The 21,379-nt window shown below is 58.4% G+C and carries 21 protein-coding genes; 1 reads left to right on the forward strand and 20 read right to left on the reverse strand.

Features of this window, described 5'->3' with window-relative positions; genetic code table 11:
* Nucleotides 1-122 precede the first annotated feature (122 nt).
* The 18 genes from DWV16_RS15470 to DWV16_RS15555 all read right to left on the reverse strand — a co-directional run bounded on the left by DWV16_RS15470 (nucleotide 123) and on the right by DWV16_RS15555 (nucleotide 18,707).
* On the reverse strand, nucleotides 123-1,172 hold the full coding sequence (locus tag DWV16_RS15470) for an aldose epimerase family protein (RefSeq protein ID WP_118480113.1): 1,050 nt from the start codon (nucleotides 1,170-1,172) through the stop codon (nucleotides 123-125).
* Nucleotides 1,173-1,194: 22 nt separating this feature from the next.
* The gene (locus tag DWV16_RS15475) at nucleotides 1,195-1,827 is read right to left on the reverse strand and encodes a thiamine diphosphokinase (protein ID WP_118480115.1); all 633 of its coding nucleotides are present in this window, start codon (nucleotides 1,825-1,827) and stop codon (nucleotides 1,195-1,197) included.
* Nucleotides 1,828-1,831: 4 nt separating this feature from the next.
* Nucleotides 1,832-2,725 carry a ribosome small subunit-dependent GTPase A gene (rsgA, locus tag DWV16_RS15480; protein ID WP_066453012.1) on the reverse strand — a complete coding sequence of 298 codons (894 nt, stop codon included), beginning with the start codon at nucleotides 2,723-2,725 and terminating at the stop codon, nucleotides 1,832-1,834.
* Nucleotides 2,726-2,735: 10 nt separating this feature from the next.
* The gene (gene pknB / locus DWV16_RS15485) at nucleotides 2,736-4,718 is read right to left on the reverse strand and encodes a Stk1 family PASTA domain-containing Ser/Thr kinase (protein ID WP_066453011.1); all 1,983 of its coding nucleotides are present in this window, start codon (nucleotides 4,716-4,718) and stop codon (nucleotides 2,736-2,738) included.
* A gap of 20 nt (nucleotides 4,719-4,738) precedes the next feature.
* Nucleotides 4,739-5,473: a Stp1/IreP family PP2C-type Ser/Thr phosphatase gene (locus tag DWV16_RS15490; protein ID WP_158572935.1), complete on the reverse strand. Its 735-nt coding sequence runs from the start codon at nucleotides 5,471-5,473 to the stop codon at nucleotides 4,739-4,741.
* Nucleotides 5,474-5,699: 226 nt separating this feature from the next.
* Nucleotides 5,700-6,731, reverse strand: a complete 1,032-nt coding sequence (rlmN, locus tag DWV16_RS15495) for a 23S rRNA (adenine(2503)-C(2))-methyltransferase RlmN (RefSeq protein WP_066453010.1) — start codon at nucleotides 6,729-6,731, stop codon at nucleotides 5,700-5,702.
* Between the two features lie 6 nt (nucleotides 6,732-6,737).
* Complete coding sequence (gene rsmB / locus DWV16_RS15500) at nucleotides 6,738-8,018, reverse strand: 16S rRNA (cytosine(967)-C(5))-methyltransferase RsmB (protein ID WP_066453008.1); 1,281 nt, start codon at nucleotides 8,016-8,018, stop codon at nucleotides 6,738-6,740.
* 21 nt (nucleotides 8,019-8,039) lie between these two features.
* Complete coding sequence (locus DWV16_RS15505; protein WP_066453006.1) at nucleotides 8,040-8,723, reverse strand: zinc metallopeptidase; 684 nt, start codon at nucleotides 8,721-8,723, stop codon at nucleotides 8,040-8,042.
* 30 nt (nucleotides 8,724-8,753) lie between these two features.
* Complete coding sequence (gene fmt / locus DWV16_RS15510; RefSeq protein WP_118480119.1) at nucleotides 8,754-9,677, reverse strand: methionyl-tRNA formyltransferase; 924 nt, start codon at nucleotides 9,675-9,677, stop codon at nucleotides 8,754-8,756.
* 4 nt (nucleotides 9,678-9,681) lie between these two features.
* Complete coding sequence (gene def, locus DWV16_RS15515; RefSeq protein ID WP_118480121.1) at nucleotides 9,682-10,164, reverse strand: peptide deformylase; 483 nt, start codon at nucleotides 10,162-10,164, stop codon at nucleotides 9,682-9,684.
* 64 nt (nucleotides 10,165-10,228) lie between these two features.
* The gene (priA, locus tag DWV16_RS15520; RefSeq protein ID WP_118480123.1) at nucleotides 10,229-12,679 is read right to left on the reverse strand and encodes a primosomal protein N'; all 2,451 of its coding nucleotides are present in this window, start codon (nucleotides 12,677-12,679) and stop codon (nucleotides 10,229-10,231) included.
* Between the two features lie 116 nt (nucleotides 12,680-12,795).
* Entirely contained in the window at nucleotides 12,796-13,989 is a 1,194-nt protein-coding gene (gene coaBC, locus DWV16_RS15525; protein ID WP_066452999.1) for a bifunctional phosphopantothenoylcysteine decarboxylase/phosphopantothenate--cysteine ligase CoaBC, read from the reverse strand.
* Between the two features lie 14 nt (nucleotides 13,990-14,003).
* A complete protein-coding gene (locus DWV16_RS15530) occupies nucleotides 14,004-15,191 on the reverse strand; it encodes a hypothetical protein (protein ID WP_118480125.1) in 1,188 nt (395 codons plus the stop codon).
* An 8-nt stretch (nucleotides 15,192-15,199) separates the two neighbouring features.
* Nucleotides 15,200-16,651 carry a hypothetical protein gene (locus DWV16_RS15535; protein ID WP_118480127.1) on the reverse strand — a complete coding sequence of 484 codons (1,452 nt, stop codon included), beginning with the start codon at nucleotides 16,649-16,651 and terminating at the stop codon, nucleotides 15,200-15,202.
* Nucleotides 16,652-16,730: 79 nt separating this feature from the next.
* Entirely contained in the window at nucleotides 16,731-16,946 is a 216-nt protein-coding gene (gene rpoZ / locus DWV16_RS15540; protein ID WP_242863533.1) for a DNA-directed RNA polymerase subunit omega, read from the reverse strand.
* Entirely contained in the window at nucleotides 16,943-17,560 is a 618-nt protein-coding gene (gmk, locus tag DWV16_RS15545; protein WP_066452990.1) for a guanylate kinase, read from the reverse strand. The genes rpoZ and gmk overlap by 4 nt, the downstream gene beginning before the upstream one ends.
* A complete protein-coding gene (remA, locus tag DWV16_RS15550) occupies nucleotides 17,553-17,813 on the reverse strand; it encodes an extracellular matrix/biofilm regulator RemA (RefSeq protein ID WP_079987995.1) in 261 nt (86 codons plus the stop codon). The genes gmk and remA overlap by 8 nt, the downstream gene beginning before the upstream one ends.
* A 15-nt stretch (nucleotides 17,814-17,828) precedes the next feature.
* Nucleotides 17,829-18,707, reverse strand: coding sequence for a YicC/YloC family endoribonuclease (locus tag DWV16_RS15555; protein ID WP_066452988.1), 879 nt, complete (start codon nucleotides 18,705-18,707; stop codon nucleotides 17,829-17,831).
* Between the two features lie 187 nt (nucleotides 18,708-18,894).
* Here DWV16_RS15555 and DWV16_RS15560 point away from each other — a divergent pair, with 187 nt between their 5' ends.
* Complete coding sequence (locus DWV16_RS15560; protein ID WP_158572936.1) at nucleotides 18,895-19,542, forward strand: pentapeptide repeat-containing protein; 648 nt, start codon at nucleotides 18,895-18,897, stop codon at nucleotides 19,540-19,542.
* Between the two features lie 194 nt (nucleotides 19,543-19,736).
* Here DWV16_RS15560 and DWV16_RS15565 read toward each other — a convergent pair whose 3' ends face one another.
* Both DWV16_RS15565 and DWV16_RS15570 read right to left on the reverse strand, forming a co-directional pair.
* A complete protein-coding gene (locus tag DWV16_RS15565; protein WP_066452984.1) occupies nucleotides 19,737-21,137 on the reverse strand; it encodes an oxaloacetate decarboxylase subunit alpha in 1,401 nt (466 codons plus the stop codon).
* Between the two features lie 16 nt (nucleotides 21,138-21,153).
* Nucleotides 21,154-21,379 (reverse strand): biotin/lipoyl-containing protein (locus DWV16_RS15570; RefSeq protein ID WP_243007340.1); only part of this gene is annotated, 226 nt, incomplete at its 5' end.

Consider the following 21,379-nt stretch of genomic DNA (forward strand, 5'->3'; position numbering starts at 1 on the left):
CCCAAGCCTTATAATCCCTGTGCCAAATACAGCAAACGCGGCAGGTATATCGGCTGAGTCCTTCGCCATGCCGCAAAACCCAAAACGGGTCCGCGAAATTTTTCGCGGACCCGTTTTTCACATCATTCCTTCACACTGAAGCGGTAGACGGTGATCTGGTCGTAATGCTCCCCTTTATACAGGATGGGGCTTTCAAACTCCGGATGGTTGACAGCGTCCGGAGCAAATTGGGTCTCCAGCGCGAGGCCCGCATGCGCATAGTATGTGCATCCGTCCTTGCCCTTCTGGGACCCGTCCAGCTTGTTGCCCGCGTAGAACTGCACACACGGACAGGTTGTCCACACAGAAAGCAGCCGCCCGCTTTCCGGATCGTACAGATCCGCCGCCGGGTGCAGCCGTTCGGCGCCCTTGCGCAGCACCCAGTTATGGTCATAGCCATGACCGAAACGGAGCTGCTCATAATCGTCACCGATCCGGTCGCCCACCTTGCAAAAATCCCGGAAATCCATGGGCGTTCCCGCGACCGGTAGGATTTTCCCAGTCGGGATGCTCCCGGCATCCGCTTCGGTAAATTCGTCAGCATAGAGCTTCAGTTCCTGATGCAGAATGCCGCCGGAATCGTGCCCCGCGAGGTTCCAGTAGACATGGTTGGTAAGGTTGCAGAGCGTGTCCGCGTCGCAGTCCGCCTCATAATGGATTTTCAGCTCGTTTTCGTCGTTCAGGGTATAGGTAACCCGCACATCGAGCCCGCCCGGATAACCTTCTTCTCCGTCCGGGCTGAAGGTGGTGAGGGTGAGCGACTGCATCCCCGGCTGTTCGGATGGCTCGGCTTTCCAAAGCTTCTGGTCAAAGCCGGAAATCCCGCCGTGCAAATGATTTTTGCCGCCCTCGTTGCAGGCAAGCTGATAGACTTTGCCATTCAATGTGAACTGGCCTTTGCCGATCCGGTTGCAGCAGCGCCCGATCAGGAGTCCAAAAAAGCCCTTGCGTGCGCGGTAACCCGCTGCGTCCCGGTAACCGAGCACAATATCCGCAAGCGCTCCATCCCGGCCGGGCGTCCACACACGCACCAGGGCGCCCCCCAGGTCGCTGATTTCAACGGTGACGCCGCGGCTGTTCTTGAGCTGGTAGAGACTTGCGCCTTCTCCAAACGGCTTTACAGTGATTGCCATATGTATTTCCTCCTTCAAATCTTCATACGCCCTCCCGGGACGCGACAATGAGCAAGGTCCCCTCCCGCACCGAAATACACGCGGTATCTCCCGCAAATTCGTTGCTTACACCGAGCGGGAAACCTGGGGTCAGCGTGTGTTCTTCGAGCGGATACGAAACACCGGAAAGGGTCACTCCATATGCCGGACCTCCCCAAGCGAATACCGAAAGATGACAGCCTGGGAGCTTTTTCAGCGTAACATCCCCGTTTCGAACCGCCCAGGCATGGTTTTCGTCCGTATGGATCTGCCCGCGCGCGCCCTGCTCACAGAGGAATGCAAGCGACTGCAGGTTCGCAACCGTGTGGTCGAGCCGCCCGCCAAAACCGCCCAGAATGAAAAAATCCCGAAAGCCGCGTTTTAGCCCTTTGCGCAGGCCAAGCAGCGTGTCGGTATCATTTTTACGCGCCGGGACTTCCTGCACCGGAATCCGCGGATCGATCTCGCCTCCATAGGAGTCAAAATCCCCGACCACCAGGTCGGGCAAAAGCCCGCGTTCCTGTGCAAGCAGGTATCCGGAATCACATGCGATGACATAGTCGCCCGGCAAAACAGTAAGCGGCACCCCGCCGCAGCGCGACGGTCCTCCCGCCAGGATAATGCAGCGTCCCTTCAAAAGCCTAACGTCCCTTCAATTCCCATTCTTTGATCTTTTTCGCGTCCTCGTAAAGCGCGCGGTAACTCGCATGCCGCGAGGGGTGGATCTTCCCTTCCGCAAGTGCGCTGAGGACCGCACAGCCTTTTTCCACCGTGTGGGAACAGCCGGTGAATTGGCAGCGCCCGGTATATTCTGCAAACTCCGGGAAACAATCGGCCAGTTCTTCCTTGCGGATCACCTCGTACCGTTCGAGTTCAACCGCCGAAAAGCCGGGCGTGTCCGCGATGTAGCCGTCCTCCCCGATCCGGTAGAGCTCAACGTGACGGGTCGTGTGCCTTCCACGGCCAAGTTTCTGGCTCGTTTCTCCGGTGGCCAGCGCCAAGCGGCTGTCGATCCGATTCAGAAGGCTCGATTTTCCCACGCCGGTATTGCCGGTAAACGCGCTGATTCCATGGCTGAGCGCCGCACGGATCTCCGCGATGCCTTCATCGCTCTTGTCCGAAACGGTGAACAGGTCGATTCCTGCCAGCCGGTAGATCTCCTGGAGTTTCCCGGCGCTGCCAAGATCCGCCTTGGTGACGACCAGGACTGGCCGGATGCCCTTGTGGCAGGCAATCGCCAGCATCTTGTCAATCACGAGCGGATTGGGGGCCGGATCACAGACCGAGGTCACAACCGCCAGCGTGTCCAGGTTTGCAAGCGGCGGGCGGATGAGCGCGTTTTTGCGCGGCAAAATCTCCGAGACGCAGCCGGTCGTCCCGGAGATCACCTCCACCTTCACCCGGTCCCCGCAAAGCGGGCTGACCCCATCCTTGCGGAAGAGCCCCCGGGCACGGCATTCATAGATGACGTCACCGGCGGCTACATAATAGAAGCCGCCGGTCGCTTTGATGATAAGTCCTGTCTGATAATCCATGTGTTTTTCCTTATTCGGTGAACTCATCCGAGTAGTCGTTGATCAGCCTGTGCCCCTTGAGATCGAAGTCGAGCTCGTACATCTGGTACAGCTCCCCGTCAAAATAGATATTGACTTCCACATTCCCTTCCCCCTGGAAGAGCGGTTTCCAGGTTTTCATCTCAGAGGGATTGACATTGTCCCTGGCAACCTGCTGCCCGTCCATTGTGGCGGACATCTCGACAATCCGGTTCACGTCCTTTGGCAGCGGGATGAAGAGAGTCATCTTGATGGTGCCGTCATCCCTGCCGACCACCGTCACGTCGATGAGCGAATTCTGCGAAACCTGTGAATCCGGCGCCGGGGACTGCTTGATGATCGTTCCGTCCGGATAATCTTCGTCCTCGTCCGGCTCCTCATAGGTGATCCGGCCGATCTTGAGCTTAAAGTTCTCGAGCAGGGTCTTTGCGTCGTCCAGGCTGATGCCGATGGTCAGATCCGGCACTGTGACCAGTTTCTCCTCGCGGCCCATGCTGACATAGATCGCGACCGAATCGCCCGCCGCAACCTGTGACCCCTCCGGCAGCAGCGCGCCGTTCTCGTCGGTGAGCTTGACCACGCTGCCAGACGGGATGTTGTCGTCAAAAATGGATTTTTCGTCGTAAAGCACGCCCCACTCGCTCAGCTGCGCAATCACCTGCGCCGCATCCTGCCCAGTGAAATCCGGAAGTGTGGTGGTGAGTTTTCCGGTACTGACCTTGACTTTGATATCAGAATTGACCTTGACCGTGGTACCCGGTTTGGGGCTCTGGTCATAGATGATCCCTTTGCCGTATTCGTTGTTGTAGTCGGTTTCGATCACCTGGATGTTGAACTGCTCATATTTTGGGGAGATGCGGACATTGTCGTACTTTTCCCCGATGAGCGTTGGGATGGTCGCGTCGGCCACCGTCGCAAACGGATTATTGAGCCAGACCATCCAGCCGATGAACGCGCCCGAAACGAGCACGAACGCCGCCGTGACCCCCGCGAGCACCGGGATGATCGGGGCGCGCTTGGGCTTGTCCTTCTTGGATTTCTTGCCCTTGTCCTTCTTGCTCTTGCGCACATCCTGGATCGCATCGGAATATTTTGTTTCGTCATGCGCATGCGGCATATTCAGATATTTATATTCAAATGAGATAGACGGGTCGCGTTTGAACTCGTCGATATCGCGCAGCATCTGCGCCGCGCTCTGGTAGCGTTTGTTCAGATCCTTTTCCATGGCGTGCATAGTGATCTCCTGTAAGCCCTCCGGAATCGATGGGTTCAGCTCGCGCGGCGGGACAGCCGCCGACTGGATCTGTTTGAGCGCGACCGAAACCGGCGTGTCCGCCTCGAACGGAACCTTACCGGTCAACATCTCATAGAGGATGACGCCCACCGAATAAATGTCGGTGCGCGCGTCAATCGCGCCGCCGCTCGCCTGTTCCGGGCTGATATAATGAACCGAACCGATCGCCTTGTCGGTGAGGGTACGGGTTTCGCTGCGCGCAAAGCGGGCGATACCGAAATCAGTGATCTTGATGGTGCCGTCCGAAAGCAGCATGATGTTCTGGGGCTTGATGTCCCGGTGGACAATCCCCTTGTCATGGGCGTGCTGCAAAGCGCGCAGGATCTGCACAGTGAAATGCACCGCTTCCTTCCATTTGAGGATACCCTGCTGCTCGATATACTCCTTGAGGGTGATGCCGTCAATATACTCCATAACAATCGACTGCATCCGGTCGGAAAAGCTGACGTCATAGACGCGCATGACATTCGGATGGTTGAGGACTGCCATCGCCTTCGATTCGTTTTTGAACCGGCGGCGCATATCCTCGTTGTCCATATATTCCTCACGCAGGATTTTCACGGCCACGATGCGGTCCTCGATCACATCGTAAGCCTTGTAGACGTTCGCCATCCCGCCGATTCCGATGATCTCCATGATCTCGTAGCGGCCGTCCAGCTTTTTTCCCAAAAATTTATCCATTCAAGGTTTCCTCCTGCGTCCTATTTCGCAATAATCACGGCTGTAATATTGTCAGATCCACCTGCTTTATTCGCCTCGTCAATAAGCAGGAAAACATCCTGCTCGCTCGCGCAGGTACCCACCAGGTCGAGATGCTCCTCCGGCGGCGCAAAATTATAAAGCCCATCCGAACAGAGAAGCAGCCGTCCGGCGGCAAAGGGGGTTTCGGAATATTCCAGTTCAATCATCCGCTCCACGCCGAGCGCCCGGGTGATATAGTTGCGCTTGGGGTGCTTCTTGGCTTCCTCCTCGGTGATTTCGCCGTTGTCCACCAGAAGCTGCACCACGCTGTGGTCGCGGGTGAGTCGCCGGAGCTTGCCGGTATCCTGTGCGAACAGGTAGGCACGGCTGTCTCCCGCGTGCGCAATGCACAAAAGATCGTCCCGCACGACCGCAGCCACCACCGTGGTGCCCATACCGCGCAGGTTCTTGTCGTTTTCGCTCATCTCAAAGATCACGGCGTTCGCAGCCGTGACGGCGGAAATCAACATCGGTTTGACCGACGAAGCCAGCGGATGGGCATTGAGCCCTCTTGAAAGCGCCTGCCCGATGATCTCGACTGCCTTCGAACTGGCGATGTGCCCGCCGCTTTCACCGCCCATGCCATCGCACAGCACAGCATAGGCCGTGTTGTCATCCAGCACTTCATAAACGAAAGCGTCCTGATTGATCGGCCGCACCCGTCCCTTATCGGTCCCGGCAAAGATTCGTATCAAATGAAAACCTCCCTTTTTTGCGCGAGTCAGTTGCGGTTCCCGTCCACAACTGACGGGCCGTTCAGACAAGCCGAAGCAGTCGCGCATCACGGGCGGAGGGTCGGCGACCCTCCCCCCGTGTGCCCCTTCCTGTTGGGGGCCCGTTGGCTGTTGCGGTGGAAACGCCGCGTCCGCAGCCCTGCGGCGCAGCAGGATCAAAAGTTTAAGAAGATCCGGGAAACCCTATTCAAAGGGTTTCCTGGCGGCGCAGCTGTCCGCAGGCCGCCGCAATGTCCGCGCCAAGCTCCCGGCGTACAGTTGCGTTCACCCCGTACCGTTCGAGCGCGGCCCGAAAACGTTCGACCGCCTCGCGGCTCCCGCGCTGATAGCCGGTCTCCTTCACCGGATTGACCGGGATCAGGTTCACATGCGCCGCCATGCCGCGCAGGCGCTCTGCAAGCTCTTTTGCATGCGCGGGCGCATCGTTCACACCGGCGATCAGTGCATATTCAAACGAGACTCGCCGCCCTGTGACTTCAAAATACCGGCGGCAGGCCTCCAGAAGCTCTTCAACGCTATACTTTTTATTAATTGGCATCGACTGGTTGCGGATGGCATCATTTGGCGCGTGCAGCGAAACGGACAAAGTCAGCTGCAATTTGCGCGCGGCGAGCTCATAGATCTTGTCGACCAGCCCGCAGGTCGACAGCGACACATGCCGCAGGCTAAGGTTCAGTCCCTCCCTGGAGGAAAGGATCTCCAAAAACGCCATCACATTATCGAAATTGTCGAGCGGTTCGCCGATGCCCATCAGCACCAGACTGTCGACCCGCTCGCCCGAATCGGCCTGCGCTGTGTAGACCTCGTCGAGCATTTCGGACGGCGTGAGGCTTCTCACCAGCCCGCCGATGGTCGAGGCGCAGAATTTGCAGCCCATCCGGCATCCGACCTGCGTGGAGATGCAGAGCGAATTGCCGTGGCGGTAACGCATCAGCACCGCTTCCACACAGTTTTGGTCACGCAGCTCATAAAGATATTTTACCGTACCATCCAGGTTGGAAACAAGTCTTTTTTTGACGCGGATGGCGTTTATGTAAAATTTTTCATCAAGCTGTTCACGAAGCGCCGCCGAAAGGTTGGTCATTTCAGCAAATGTGGATACCCGTTTCCCGTGCAGCCAGCTGTAAATCTGTCCCGCGCGAAAACGCGGCAGGCCCATTTCACAGACCGCCGTTTCAAGTTCCTTGCCTGTTAAGGATTTGATGTCCTGTTTACCCATTCATTTTCACCGTTTTCTGAGGACGGATACAAAGAATCCGTCAGTATCCACCGTTTCCCCGGTGTAGGTTTCCTGGTTTTCAAGGGAGAAATCCGGATGTTCCCCGCAAAAAAGCGCAACGACCCGTTCATTTTCTTCGGGGAGCAGCGTACAGGTCGAATAAACGAGCGTACCACCCGCCTTTAAATAGTGTGCGGCGGTTTGGAGAATTTTATACTGGATCCCCGGAAGGTTCTGGATGCTTTCCATCGGTTTATACTTGATTTCCGGCTTGCGGCGGATAATTCCAAAACCGGAGCACGGTACATCACAGAGCACCCGGTCAAAGCTGCCGAGCGTTTCATCAAAAACAGCCGCGTCCCCCGCCGAAGCCGAAACGATTGTGAGGCCGAGCCGTTTCGCGCCGCCGGCAACCAGCCGGGCACGCTTTTCATGCAGGTCGCGCGCGACGACTTCCCCCTGGTTTCCCATCAGCTCGGCAATCGTGAAGGTCTTGCCGCCGGGCGCGGCGCACAGGTCAAGCACCCGTTCACCGGGCAGGGCGCCGAGCGCCGCCGCCGTGAACTGCGAGGCCTTGTCCTGCACATGGAAAAGGCCGTCCCGATAGGCCGGGAGCGTTTCGACCGCAAATTTTCCCTCCGCCAGAAGGCATCCTTCCGGCGCCGGTTCGGGAATTGCCCGCACGCCTTCGGCCTCGAGCCGGGCAGCGAGCGCCCGCGCGGTGGTTTTCACCGTGTTGGCGCGCAGGTAAATGGGGGGGCGGCCAAGCGAGCCCGCAAGCATGCGCAGCGCGGTCTCTTCGCCGTAGGCCGAAAGCCAGCGTTCGATGAGCCAGGCCGGGCAGGAGTATTCCACCACGAGCTGTTCGGCCTTGCCGCCTCTGACGGGCGGAATCTCCTTCCCATCGCGCAGGAAGGAACGCAGCACGCCGTTCACCATGCCGGAGGCCCTTGCCGCGCCGAGCGCTTTCGTCAGGCTGACGCTCTCATTCACAGCCGCGTAGTCGTCCACGCCGTCCATGTAAAGCAGCTGGCAAAGGCCGAGCTGCAAAGCTGCCCGCACCGTCTGATCGAGCCTTTCGGGCGGACGGGAGCAGTATTTGCGCAGAATGTGGTCGAGCGTGAGCATCCGCTCGAGCGCGGTATAGAAAAGCGCCGAAGCAAAGGCCGCGTCACGTGGGGAAAGCCTGTTTTTGGCAATCAGCGGCTCGATCACAAGGTTTGAGTAGGCGTTGGCGGAATACTGGCGCATCAGCGCCTGCGCCGCCGTGCAGCGTGCATCTTTCATCAGTTTGTTCCCATCTGCATGTTAGTCGCGGCGATTGCGGGAAAGCAGCACCAGCCGCAGGAGCTGCATGATTGTCACGAGCAGCGCCGCCACATAGGTGAGCGCCGCTGCCTGCAACACCTTCTTGGAGCCGCGAAGCTCGTTCGGTTCCAGAAAATGGTCGTTTTCGAGCGTGGCGAGCGCGCGGGACGAAGCATTGAACTCGACCGGCAGGGTGACAAGCTGGAATATCGCCACCAGTGAGAAAAGCAAAAGGCCTATATCAATAAGCGGCCCGTAGGACAGGAGCATCCCAATAATGATGAGCGGGATCGACAGCTTCGAGCCGAAGTTTGTGACCGGGATGATCGCGTTTCGGAAGATGAGCGGCGTGTAATGGGTGGCATGCTGCACCGCGTGCCCACATTCATGCGCCGCCACGCCGAGCGCAGCCACCGAGCTGCTCGAATAGACGTTGTCCGAAAGGCGCACAACATTCGCGCCCGGGTCATAATGGTCGGTCAGCTCCCCGCGGATGTGCTCGATGCGCACATTATAAAGCCCGTTGGAATCGAGAATCCGCCGGGCCGCATCCGCGCCGGTCAGCCGCCGGGAGGAATGAACCTGGGAATATTTGCGGTAGGTGCTGCTGACCGTCGCCTGCGCCCACGCCGCAAGCAGCAGGGCCGGGACAACCAGGATCAGATAGTAATAATCAAAAAACATAAAATAAAAATCTTCTCCTTTCCGGTGCGTTTACAAGCCGAGCTTCGCGCCCTTCATGACCGGGTGCCCGCGCAGATAATCCGCCGCCGCCATCCGGCGGCTGCCATCCGCCTGAATTTCGAGAAGCTCGATTGCGCCTTCTCCGCATGCGACGACCAGCGCTTTGCCGCCTGCGAGCACTTCGCCCGGAGCACCGCTGCCTTCAGCGGTTCGCGTCCTGTGCACCTTGAGCGTTTTGCCGTCCAGGGTGGTGTGCGCAACCGGCCACGGGGACATTCCGCGCACGAGGTTATGAACCTCGCGGGCAGACTTTGTGAAATCGATTTTCGCGTCCTGCTTGGTGAGCATCGGCGCATAGCAGGAAAGCGAATCGTCCTGCGGCGTGCGCCTCGCTTTTCCCGCCGCGATAAGCGCCACCGTTTCGGAGAGCGCCTCGGCGCCAAGCACAGAAAGCCGGTCAAACAGCTCGCCCGAAGTTTCTTCCGGGCCGACCGGGGTTTCTTTTTTGAGGATCATGTCGCCGGTATCAAGCCCTTCGGCCAGATACATGGTGGTCACGCCGGCGGTTTCGTCCCCGTTTAAGACGCTCCACTGGATGGGGGCCGCGCCGCGGTAACGGGGCAGCAGCGAGCCGTGGACATTGATGCAGCCGTACGGCGGCAGGTCGAGGATGTCCACCGGCAGGATGCGTCCGAACGCCACCACGACGATCAGTTCGGGGGCCAATCCCTTGAGGATGGCAAGCGCCGTACCGTCCTTCATCTTTTCCGGCTGGTACACCGGGAGGTTTCGCTCGAGCGCCAGCTCTTTGACCGGCGGCGGGCAGAGCTTCATGCCGCGGCCTTTCGGCTTGTCCGGCTGGGTAAAGACGCCCGCAATCTCGTGCCCATCCGCGATGAGCCGCGCCAGGCACGGCACCGCGAAGTCGGGGGTTCCCATGAAAACGATGCGCATGGGGTCATTCCTCCTCTTGGGATTCTTCCATTTCCTCCGGAGTCAGCATCCGGTCGGCACGGTCGATAAACAGGATTCCATCCAAATGGTCGGTTTCATGGCAGACCGCCACCGCGAAATAGTCCTCCGCGGGCAATTTGATCTCTTTGCCATGGCGGTCCTGTGCTTTGACGACCAGTTTCTGCGGACGGTGCACCATGCCCCACTCGCCCGGCACCGAAAGGCAGCCCTCGCCGCCGTACTGATCCCCTTCCGTTTCGGTGATCACAGGGTTTACAAGCTCGACAAGCCCGTCGCCCACGTCGATCACCACAACCCGGCGCAGGATGCCGACCTGCGGCGCGGCAAGCCCCACCCCGTCGCTGTCACGCATCGTTTCGGCCATGTCGTCTAAGAGCATCCAGAGCCGTTCGTTGAAATCGGTGACCGGGCGGCTTTTTTTTCGCAGCCGCTCGTCGCCGTTTTTTAAAATATTACGAAGTGCCATTAGAAAGAATCCTCCTTAGCATGATCAAATTTCTTTTATCGAATGGCGCTGTGCGCCAGAAGCGTCAGATGCTGTTTTCATACCGCGGGTCGATCGAGAGGGAGACCTGGCGGTTTTCGTTCTGGGAATAATACCATTCGACCACCTTCCACAAAAATTCCCGTGTGCGGGCGTTGCAGCTGCATTTGATCGCCATACGCCATCGAAATTTGCCTGCAATTTTTAAAATCTGGCTTTCACACGGACCGAGCACCCGCAGCGGCAGGTCCGGGTATTCATTCTTCGCCACCTCAGCCAGCTTTGAGAGAAAGCGCCGCGCCGCGTCCCGCACCTGTAGATTGGCAAGGCCCGAGAAACCCACGCCAATCATATCGCAGTAGGGTGGGTAGAGATGGATGCGGCGGCTTTCGATCTCGGTTTCATAAAATGTGTCGTAATCCTGTGCCGCCGCCAGCGCGATCACCGGGTTTTCCGGCGTGAAGGTCTGGATATACGCCCGGCCGGCCTTTTCGGCGCGTCCCGAGCGGCCCACCACCTGGGTGAAAAGCGAGAACGCCCGCTCGAAACTGCGGTAGTCCTGCGCATAGAGGGACGCATCGGCCGAAAGCACGCCGACCAGCGTCACATTCGGAAAATCGAGCCCTTTGGCCACCATCTGTGTCCCGATTATTATATCATATTTTCCAGCGGAAAAATCTGCAAAATGTTTTTCATGTGAAAATCGCGACATGGTGGTATCCATATCCATCCGCAAAATCCGCGCGTCCGGGAAGATCGCTTCCAGTTCTTCCTGTACCTTTTGGGTTCCCGCGCCCGAAAAACGCATAAAACGGCTCCCGCAGTTGGGGCACAGGTCGTCCGGCTTCTGGATGTGCCCGCAGTAGTGGCACATCAGCCGGCCGTTCGCGCTGTGATAGGTCATCGCAACCGAACAGTTCGGACAGGTAGCCACCGTCGCGCAAACCGCGCACTTGACAAGCGTATTGTAGCCGCGCCGGTTTAAAAGCAGGATCGATTGCTCGCCGCATTCGAGATTATACCGCAGCTGGTCGATAAGCTCGCCTGAAAGGGATGAGGAGGCCGCCTCAAGCGGCTGGGTGGACATATCAAGAATGGTCACGTCCGGCAGCTTTGCCGCGCCATAACGGGTGCGCAGAGCCAGCAGGCGGTATTTCCCCTGCCTGGCCCGGTAAAAGCTCTCGACACTCGGCGTGGCCGAAGCGAGCAGCAACAGGCATTTATGATAGGCCGCGCGCACACGCGCCACATCGCGCGCGTGGAAACGCGGGGATTTTTCGGATTTATAGGAGCTTTCCTGTTCTTCATCCATGACGATCAGCCCGATTTTTGCAAGCGGCGCAAAGACCGCGCTGCGGGTGCCGACCACGATGTCGGCTTTGCCGTCACGAATGCGTTTCCATTCATCCATCCGCTCGCTCATGGAAAGGCCGCTGTGCAATACCGCGACCCGCCCGCCGAAATACCGGTGGAACCGCTCGATCGTCTGCGGCGTGAGGGAAATTTCCGGCACCATGACGATTACGCCGCGGCCGGATTCCAGCACTTCTTTGATCGCGCGCAGGAAAACTTCGGTCTTCCCGCTGCCAGTCACGCCATAGAGCAGCGCCGTATTGGCTTCATCCTTTGTGGTCATCGCGCAGATTTCCTCATAGGCGGCCTGCTGTTCTTCCGAAAGCCGGATGCTGCCGATCTCAGCGGTGATGCCGGTGTTTGCATAGGGATTGCGGTAAATTTCCCGCGTAAAAAGCTGCACAACTTCGGCCTTGACCAGCCGGTCGATCACCGTCTTTCCCACAGCGGCAAAATAGCAGATCTCTTTGACCGAGGCCTGCCCCACCTGCAAAAGCAGTTCAATCACCGCCTTCTGGCGGGCTGTGATCTTCACAGTTACATCCGAAAGTTCCCCGATCCCGTCCGCAAGCCGGGCCATCACCAGTTTTTCATCGAGAATGCGCTGCCGGACCTCCTGCGATTTGAGTACAATCTCCCGCTCGCAGAGCGCACGCAGCGCAGGCGCTTCCGGCGCGATTCCAAGCGCGGCGCAGAGGGTTTCCTCCCGCACCGGCCTGCCGCGGCCTGACAGATAATCAAAGACCTGCCGTTCATCCTGCGGCGCGTCCTCCGAGATGGACGCGTCCTTCGCCAGCTCATAGGTATATTTGAGCGCCACGCCGATGCCGGGCGGCAGCAGCGCGCGCACCGCGTCAAAATAGCCGCAGAAGGTCGTGTCGCGCAGATAGCGCGCCAGCAGCACCATTTCAGATGATAAAAGCGGTTTTTCATCGATAAGCGACGCGATCTTTTTAAGCCGCGCGGTATTTTCCCGCTCGATGAGTTCGAGCACCAGACCGAACCGGGTCCGGTTGCCCGCGCCAAACGGCACGACCACTCGACAGCCGGGCCGCACCGGCATTTTTTCCGGAACCAGGTAGCTATATGGCTTATCAAATTGCAGCGTAGCGTTCTCCACCACAACATTCGCGGTGAGCGGCATCCCGGTCCCTCCTTTCGATCACTTCACACCCCGTGCAAACGGCGGGTTTGCCCGCGGCAGCCGCCGCGCCGGGCTATGCGCCCGGGGCCGGGCCTTCGGCCCCGCCGGCAAACCCGCTATCCCCGGTAAATCGCAAGCAGCCGGTCGAGCAGCGCGTCCGCGACCATTTCCTTTTCCATCAGCGGCAGGCGTTCCGTATTTTCGCGCGTCAGGATGGTCACCAGATTCGTCTCGGTCCCAAAGCCCGCGCCCGTTTCCCGCAGGCTGTTCGCCACGATCATGTCGGCGTTTTTGCGCTCCAGCTTCTGACGGCTATGCTCGATGAGATCCTTCGTCTCCATCGAAAAGCCGCAGAGCACCTGTCCGGGGCGGCGATGCTCCCCAAGCCACGCAAGGATATCCTGCGTACGCTCAAGGGGTATCTCCATGCCTCCCTCAGATTTTTTGATTTTTTCCGTTGCGGCGTTCACCGGACGGTAATCGGCCACCGCCGCACACTTGATGATGATATCCGCCTCTTCGCAAGCATCCTTTACGGCTTCGAACATCTCGGCGGCGCTCACAACCGGCACCACATCCACACCGTCGGGCGGCGTGAGCGAAACCGGGCCGGATACCAGTGTGACTTCGGCGCCGCGCCGCCGCGCCGCCGCCGCGACCGCATAGCCCATCCTGCCGGTCGAGTGGTTCGAGAGGAACCGCACCGGGTCAACCGCCTCCCGGGTCGGCCCGGCCGTGACAAGCACCCGCACGCCGAGCAGATCCTGCGGCGTAAGCGCCCGACGCACCGCTTCAAAGAGCACCGCCGGGTCCGGCAGTCTGCCGCGCCCCACATCCCCACAGGCGAGATGCCCGCTGCCCGGGGCGACGATATCCACGCCGAAAGCGAGCAGCGTCTGTAAGTTCCGTTGGGTGATGGGGTTATCGTACATGCCGGTATTCATGGCAGGCGCGACAATCTTCGGGCAGGATGCCGCCAAAATGGTGGTGGAGAGCATGTCGTCCGCGATGCCCGCCGCCATCTTGGCGATGAAGTTGGCCGTCGCGGGCGCGACCAGAAACACGTCCGCCTTTTTGGCCAGCGCGACATGTTCGACATTATATTCGAAATTGCGGTCGAAGGTATCGACTGACACCCGATTATTCGTGAGCGTTTCAAAGGTGAGCGGCGAGACAAACGCGGTGGCGTTCTTTGTCATGATCACATGCACATCCGCCGCGGTCTTTGAAAGGTCGCTCGCCAGCTGCGCCGCTTTATAGGCCGCGATCCCTCCGGTCACGCCGAGCAGGATCGTTTTTCCTTCAAACATCCTGTTTCCTCCTGTCATTCGGTTTTTGTTCGGACCACATTGCCGGCCCAGCTGTAACGCACCGGCAGATATGCTGCCTCGTCGTTGTGGTAATAGGATACGGTAAATTCCTCTGGACCAGTCATCTCCAGCGGAATCGAAAATGCACCGTCCGCCGAAGCGAAGATCCCTTCTCCGCAGTCCGCCTGCTCCACCTGCCCGTCCTCCATCACCGAAAAGAGCAGGTAGCTCCAAATGCTGCTGGAGGCCGGCTGTCCGATGGTGAAATCCGGGTTGCCGTCGCCGTTAAAATCCTCCACCAGCAGCTCAAATTCAGCGGGGAAATTGAGCCTGCGCCAAGACGGGTTCGCATCATCCCCGTCCGCCAAAATTGGGCAGGTAAAGGTGAGCGGGCCCTTGGTGGAGCGGATCTGATAAGTCCCCTCATAGTTTGTTTTAAACGTAAACGCCGAAGGAACAAATCCCGGCGAACGCACATCGTAATAGACGCCGTCAATCATCTCGAGCGCGATCTCCACCACGCTCCCGTCGATGAGCGTGGCCTTTCCTCGTCCGACGGTGTATGGGAACCCAAGCTCCCGCGGCGCGGAAAAATAGCGCTCCTTGTAGGGAAGGTACTGGAAATTGAGCCCGTCCGCGCCAATATTTATCTGACCTTCCAGATGGTCGAACACCCAAGAGTCCTGCGCCTTTCGGTAAAAACTTCTGCGCCAGAAGCCTTCGAGCAGCGGATCGTCTCCGGTGTACCGTTCCAGAATTCTCAGAAATTCACTGTCCATCCACCGGTCCTCCGGCTTTTCATAGGAAACGGTCTCCACATCCGCTTCGGCCACTTCGATTCCCTCGTGGTAGACGGTCGGGAAAAAGAATCCGGACGACACAATCTGCAAGGTTTCAGCGGTTCCGTCCGCGTCGCTGTCAAAGAATACCCGCCAGATCTCCCGCCATAGGTTTTCCTGCGCGCTGTCCGCCGTCTGGCCGCCGTAGCACTTTTCGAAACGGCGCAGGCTCGTTTTTCGGCTGCCCCCGCCCGCCTGCACCAGGCCGACGACGCATTCCTCGGTTTCGGAAAGGATCTTTTCCGCATCCGCAAGGTCAAACGGCTCTCTGGTCACCGTCTTCGCGGATTCCTCCGGCTTCGCGCCACAGCCGCTGAAAAGCAGCGCAAACATCAAAATACAGCACAGTGCACGTTTCATCATTCGTTTCCTCATGTAATGCTGTCGAGCGGCATCACCCGGTAATTCCACCAGTTGTTTTCCACTTCCGTCTCGAACAGCCCGTGGGTACCCTGCGGATTGATCGCGCGGATGCACTGCCAGTCAATCCATGGGACATCGAGCTTGACCGGCTGCGCATCGCCGTCGGTGTAGCTCCAGCATTCGCCCGTCCAGTAGCCGCCGTCCGCGTCCTGTTCAACCCATTCCACCGTATAGAGGAACCGCACCCGGCCGTCCTTCGTCAGACTGGTGGTCCGCAGTCCAAAGTTGCCGTCGTAATTGTCCCAGCGGCGATCGTCGTAATCGCCCGGCGTGAAAGTGGTTTCTTTTCCGCTTTCGAGATCGTATCGGTGAAAGGTTGGCAAAAGCATCTCGTTCTCGGTCACCCAGCTTGTATAATCGTAGTGGCTGCCGTCGGTTGGATAGTCCACCTTGAGCTCGTTATGCCGTACCAATTCGGTCTGTTCGCCCGTTTCGGGGTCTGCAAGCCAGACCTGGGTTCCCCATTCGGAATCGTCAGGGTTCTGCGCAGAACCGCTGTTCCAGTCACGATAGAGCAGCATCCGATCGCCGAACGGCTCGAAGCGGTAGAAATGGTTTTTTTCGAAAACCTGCCGGCGTTCGCCGGACGCCGTGAGCATAAACAGAGCGGAAGTGTTGATGCTGGTGTCCTGGGACCCGACCTCTTCGACAGTCGAAGCCCGGTAGTAGAGCGTACCGTCCTGCGCCTGACATTCGCTGATCCCATAGGAGCCGGAATTCCCGACTGAATAGCCCGCCCGCTTGAGCAGGCGGAAATCCTCCACCATTGTGAGTTTCCCAGTTTCGGCATCACAGAGCGCAAGCAGTGCGCCGGTATTCACGGCGAAGGTATCCGGCCCGAGCCAGTAAACTTCAAGCGAATAGAAGTCCTCATAGACGTCGTTGACATTCTGGGCCTGTTCCGGCGTGAGTTCGTGAAATTCCCGCTCCAGCTTCCCGTCCAGGCTATAAAGCTGCGCATTGGTCAGCTTCCACGCGCCGTCCGGCCCATCCGGGCGCGCAATGCGCGAGAGCGTTCCTGTGCGCAGAATGTATTTTTCACCCGGCCAGAGGAAAACTTCCTCCTGCGGCCCCACGGGTCCGCCACATTGCGCAGAACTGATTTTCCGGTTTTGCAGATCGACCCGGTACATCGTGTTGCCGCAGACAATCTGCACGGCCTGTCCATCCGGTTCCCACCCGCACTGGCTGCCATATGGATTTCCCGCATACCACAAATTCAGCTGTGCGCCGCTCTCCTCCTGCTCGGAATCCTTCGCTTCGGCTTCCTCCGGCGCCGCCTGTGAAATGGCTTCGGGCACAGACATCTGTACGGACGAACCTCCCGCCGTGCGGCTTTCACAGCCAAATAGCAGCAGGACCGTCAACAGCACAATCCCCCCAAAACAGGTCCGCCTCATTGTAAAATCCCCCATTTCAAAATCCACGCGCAGAAAACAAAACAAGCCCTGCGAAAAACAGGGCTGCTTTGCAAAAGGCTTATATCAGGTCATGGCAGACCGAGCTGCCCAGCTTGCATTTGCCGTTGGCAAATTCTTCGACCGCCCGTTTGACCGGTTTCTCTTCGGTGAGGGAATGAATCTCCTCGTCCTCCTCCGCGATGTCACGGGCACGTTTCGCAACAGCCACCACAAAACTGTAATAATTCTCACCCGGTTTTATAATGGAAGCCATCGATGGTCTGAGCATGCTCATACTTCTTCTACCTCACTTATCTGCTTAATGAAATCCTTCATGTATTTGGTCCGGCAGCGGGACGCTTCAATCACAGCCGCAAGCTGCGCACCCGCGGTTTCCAGACTGTCGTTGACAATCGCGTATTCGTATTCCCCCGCGTATGAAAGTTCCCGGCGGGCCGCCGCGAGCCTGCGCGCGACCACCTGCGGCGGTTCGGTCCCGCGGCCCTGCAGCCGCCGCTTGAGTTCCGCATAGGAGGGCGGCAGGATAAAGATAAAGGCGGCGTCCGGGAAGCTCTTTTTGATCTTCATGGCGCCCTGTACCTCGATCTCCAAAACGACGTCCCTGCCCGCGGCAATCTTTTCCTCCACCGCCGCGCGCGGGGTCCCGTAGTAGTTCCCACTGTATTCGGCATATTCGAGCAGGCCATCGCTTTTGATGAGCTGCTCGAACCGTTCCCGTGTGATAAAGCTGTATTCCACCCCATCGGTCTCCCCCGGGCGCGGCGCGCGCGTCGTCACCGAAACCGAAAGCGCCGCGTCAGGATGGCTTTTCAGGTACGGGGCCAGCAGCGTCCCCTTGCCCACGCCGGATGGCCCGGAATAGACAATCAGCATCCCGCGGTTACTCATCCTCATCTTCCTCGTCATCCTCATCCACCAGGCGGTTCGCAACCGTCTCCGGCTGGACGGCCGACAGGATCACATGGTCCGAATCGGTGATGATCACCGCGCGGGTACGGCGGCCATAGGTGGCGTCCACCAGCGTTCCGCGGTCGCGCGCGTCCTGTATGATGCGTTTGATAGGGGCCGATTCCGGGCTCACGATCGCAACTAGGCGGTTCGCACACACCATGTTGCCGAAGCCAATGTTGATCAGTTTCACGCTTGCTGCCTCCCTTTATTCGATGTTCTGGATCTGTTCACGGATTTTTTCGATATTGCTCTTGATGTCGACAACCACCTGCGCGATTGCGACATCCTGCGCCTTGGAACCGATGGTGTTGGCTTCGCGGTTCATCTCCTGCACAAGGAAATCCAGCTTCCGGCCGATCGGCTCCTCATGGGTCAGGATCTCCCGGAACTGGGCGATATGGCTTGTCAGGCGCACCGTCTCCTCATCCACCGCAACACGGTCGGCAAAGATCGCGGCCTCGGTGATGATCCGGCTTTCGTCGATCTGGCGGTCGGCAAGCACTTCATGGATCTTCGCAGTAAGCCGTTCGCGGTAGGCTTCCACCGTCCGCGGGGACTGCTCCACAACAAGCGCCACCTGCTGTTCGATGCTTTCAAGCCGGTCCAGCAGGTCGTTTTTCAGCCGCTCGCCTTCGGCGGCGCGCATGGCGACAAACCGGGCCGCCGCCGCGTCCGCAACCGGCCTGACCGCCGCCCAGACAGCTTCCTCGTCCTCAAGGGGTTTGCGCACGGTAAAAATATCCGAAAAATGGGAAACAGTGGAAAGTGAAAGGTCGTCAGTCAGGGAGAACTGCTCGCCCAGCCCGCGCAGGGCTTTGACATAAGCGCCGGCCAGCTCGGTATTGATTTCCACATCGACATTGCCGCCCTCCACTGTTTGGATGGCAACGCCGACCTCCACCTTGCCGCGTGAAATCTGCCCCTGCAGATAGCTTTTCAGCTTTTCTTCCAGATATCCGTATGCGCGCGGCACCCGGGCGGAGAACTCAAAAAAACGGTGGTTAACCGATTTGACCTCCACTGTGATATCCCGTCCGTCCAGCGTCTGTTGGGCACGTCCGTAGCCTGTCATGCTCTTGATCATCCGTGTTACAGCCCCTCGTTTTTCTGCCCGGGGATATACACCGGGCGATACTTCTATATCTTGTTATTTTACTCCAAACCGGCCGTTTTGTCAATTTGCATCCGCGGCTTTGCCGGCCTTTCCTCCACTTGCCAGAACGCGCGGTTCGTGCTACAATTTCCGCTGTACTACGATTGGAGGGGTCTGCATGAAAATCACACCGCCGCAGCTGCCCGCCGCGCGCGAAGAAACTTCCGAACTATTTGCCCTCTGCGCGGCCGCCTATGCGGACGGCGAGGATGTGAAAGCACGGATTTTTAAGGCGCTTGTAATTTCCGGCGAAACTGCCGATCCAGTAAGCTTCCACGGCGTTTCCTTTGAAAACTGCCGGCTGACCGGCTGCTCATTTCGCAAATGCGATTTCATCGATGTGGAATTTTGTTCCTGCGATCTTTCAAACAGCGACTTCGAGGACTGTTATTTCAAACGCTGTACCTTCACCGGCTGCAAGGCGGTGGGGGCAAATATTCAGAACGCGAGCCTTCTCGAAATTATCCTCGACGGCGTAAATTTCCGCTATGCCAATTTCGACCGCGCGAAGATCAAGCAGGCCCGTTTTGCGGAAAGCGACCTGCGGTTCTGCAGCTTTTCCGAATGTAAGATTTCCGCGCTGGAGCTTTCACAGTCCGTGCTGTCAGGCGCAAATTTCTTCAAAACGCCGCTTCGGGGCGTCGACTTCACCAAAAGCGAAATCGACGGGCTGGTGCTCGCGGGCGAGGAACTCAAAGGAGCCATCGTCACCTCTCCGCAGGCGGCCGATCTCGCAAAACTGCTCGGCCTGATCGTCAGGGACTGAATGTGCGGGCTCGCTGCGCATCACGGAGAAACGGTCGATGGCCTTCCCTCATGAGTTCCCCTCTTTCAGGACCTGCGGCGCAGAAAACTCCGCCGGCTGTTCTAAAGGTTGGCAGGATAGAGAAAGCGGACCCCCGCCCAGCAAACAAGAAGGGCCTGTTGCGTTATACCGCAACAGGCCCTTTCATCGCATTTTTATGCGGGATGTACCTTGCTGTCCTTGTCGGCATGACCGTCCACGCCGTACTTTTTGTTCTTGCGGGACTCGAAGAACTTCGGAGCCACCTGTGGGAACATCGCCATGGTGAGGACATCCTCGTCCTGCTCGAGGTACTCGGCCGGGAATTCGGCGCGCAGTTTCTCCAGCTCAGGCGGGATGAGATCAGCCGGACGGCAGTCGATCGGCGCTTCATCACCGAGGATCTTCTTACGGAACTCATCGGAAATCGGAGCCGGGGTCTTTCCGTATTCGCCCTTGACCAGTGCGCGGAACTCTTTGGTGACCATCTTGTAGCGCTCGCCCATGATGACGTTGAACACCGCCTGGGTGCCGACGATCTGGGAGGTCGGGGTGACCAGCGGCGGATAGCCGGAATCCTTGCGGACGCCCGGAATTTCGCGAAGCACATCTTCAAACTGATCCTCTTTGCCAGCCTGTTTGAGCTGGGAAACAAGGTTCGAAAGCATGCCGCCGGGTACCTGATAGATCAGGGTGTTCGCGTCGACGCCCATGACCTTCGGGTCAAGCAGACCGCTGGCGAGGTACTTCTCACGCAGTTTCGCAAAATGCGCGCGCACGATATCCAGTTTCTTGAGATCAAGACCGGTGTCATACGGAGTGCCCTGCAGCGCGGCGACCATCGACTCGGTTGCCGGATGCGAAGTGCCCATCGCCAAGGGGCTCATTGCGGTGTCGATGATGTCGACGCCCGCTTCGATCGCTTTGATTTCCGCCATCGAAGCAAGTCCCGAGGTGTAATGGGTGTGCAGGTCGATCGGGATCTTGACCGCCTTTTTGAGTTCGGTGACCAGCTCGGAAGCCGCGTAGGGGGTGATCAGAGCCGCCATATCCTTGATGCAGATCGAGTCCGCGCCCGCGTCCTCAAGCTGCTTTGCATAGTTGACGAAATACTCGATGTTGTGAACCGGGCTCAGGGTGTAGGAGATCGCCGCCTGCATATGGGCGCCGCTCTTCTTCGTGGCCTTGATCGCGGTTTCGAGATTGCGGATATCGTTGAGCGCGTCGAAGATGCGGATGATGTCGATGCCGTTATCGACCGACTTCTGGACGAAATATTCGACCGTGTCGTCGGCGTAATGACGGTAACCCAGCATATTCTGGCCGCGGAACAGCATCTGCAGCTTGGTGTTGGGCATGTTCTTGCGGATCACGCGCAGACGCTCCCAGGGATCTTCATCCAAAAAGCGGATGCAGCTGTCGAAGGTCGCGCCGCCCCAGCATTCGCAGGAATAGAAGCCGACCTCATCCATCGCCGGAAGGATGGGGAGCATCTCATCCAGGCGCATACGGGTCGCGATCAGGGACTGATGCGCGTCGCGCAGGATGGTTTCACAAATTTTAACCTTTTGAGCCATTGATGTTTCCCTCCTCTTAACCGATGGAGACTAACAGATCGTTGGAATTGACTGCGTCACCCTTCTTTACATGCACGCTCACGACAGTGCCGCCGACAGGTGCAAAGATCTCATTCTCCATCTTCATCGCCTCGAGGACCAGCAGCAGCTGGTTTGCCTCAACGGTGTCGCCTTCTTTGACCTTCACATCGAGGATGTTGCCAGGCATTGGGGCGTTGACCTTGGTCGCGCCGGCAGCGGCG

The organism is Anaerotruncus sp. AF02-27 (assembly GCF_003465835.1).
In the GTDB taxonomy this organism is placed as follows: domain Bacteria; phylum Bacillota; class Clostridia; order Oscillospirales; family Ruminococcaceae; genus Anaerotruncus; species Anaerotruncus rubiinfantis.